The organism is Vibrio sp. M260118, assembly GCF_036533755.1.
Classification (GTDB): domain Bacteria; phylum Pseudomonadota; class Gammaproteobacteria; order Enterobacterales; family Vibrionaceae; genus Vibrio.
On sequence record NZ_JATABG010000663.1, the window covers coordinates 1 to 737 of the forward strand.

1 protein-coding gene and 3 tRNA genes are annotated in these 737 nt (G+C 46.5%); all 4 read left to right on the forward strand.

The window, feature by feature from the left end; all coding sequences use genetic code 11:
- Nucleotides 1–70: 70 nt before the first annotated feature.
- Nucleotides 71–155, forward strand: a tRNA-Tyr gene (locus QTO00_RS20390).
- A gap of 35 nt (nt 156–190) precedes the next feature.
- Nucleotides 191–265, forward strand: a tRNA-Gly gene (locus QTO00_RS20395).
- A 13-nt stretch (nt 266–278) separates the two neighbouring features.
- Nucleotides 279–354: transfer RNA gene (locus QTO00_RS20400), tRNA-Thr, on the forward strand.
- 136 nt (nt 355–490) lie between these two features.
- Nucleotides 491–737, forward strand: a 247-nt coding sequence (locus tag QTO00_RS20405; protein ID WP_331426369.1) for a GTP-binding protein, incomplete at its 3' end; no start/stop codon positions are given.

Here is a 737-nt window from a genome sequence, read left to right on the forward strand (position 1 = left end):
GATTCCGGTAGTCGGCACCATTTCTCCGCTTATCTCTTTTTAGAGAACGAGAGTCATGGATTAAAAATTTGGAGGGGTTCCCGAGTGGCCAAAGGGATCAGACTGTAAATCTGCTGGCACTGCCTTCGATGGTTCGAATCCGTCCCCCTCCACCATATTCTTAAGGAAATAGCTCACAGAGTTACGTGTTGCGGGCATCGTATAATGGCTATTACCTCAGCCTTCCAAGCTGATGATGCGGGTTCGATTCCCGCTGCCCGCTCCACTCTAATTTGAGTGCTGATATAGCTCAGGTGGTAGAGCGCATCCTTGGTAAGGATGAGGTCGGCAGTTCGAGTCTGCCTATCAGCACCAGCTCTAAGCAATGTTTTCCTTTTGATACTTTCTCTTATCTAAACTAAGTTTAGTGATTGAGAGTAAATTTATTACCAATACTTTTTGGTTGCGTGGTCATCAAAGCCACCTAAATCCGTACCTAGAGGGACAACTCATGTCTAAAGAAAAATTTGAACGTACGAAACCGCACGTAAACGTTGGTACTATCGGCCACGTTGACCACGGTAAAACAACTCTAACTGCAGCTATCTGTACTACTCTTGCAAAAGTGTACGGTGGTGAAGCGAAAGACTTCGCATCTATCGATAACGCTCCAGAAGAGCGTGAGCGCGGTATCACAATCGCAACTTCTCACGTTGAGTACGACACTCCAACTCGTCACTACGCACACGTAGACTGTC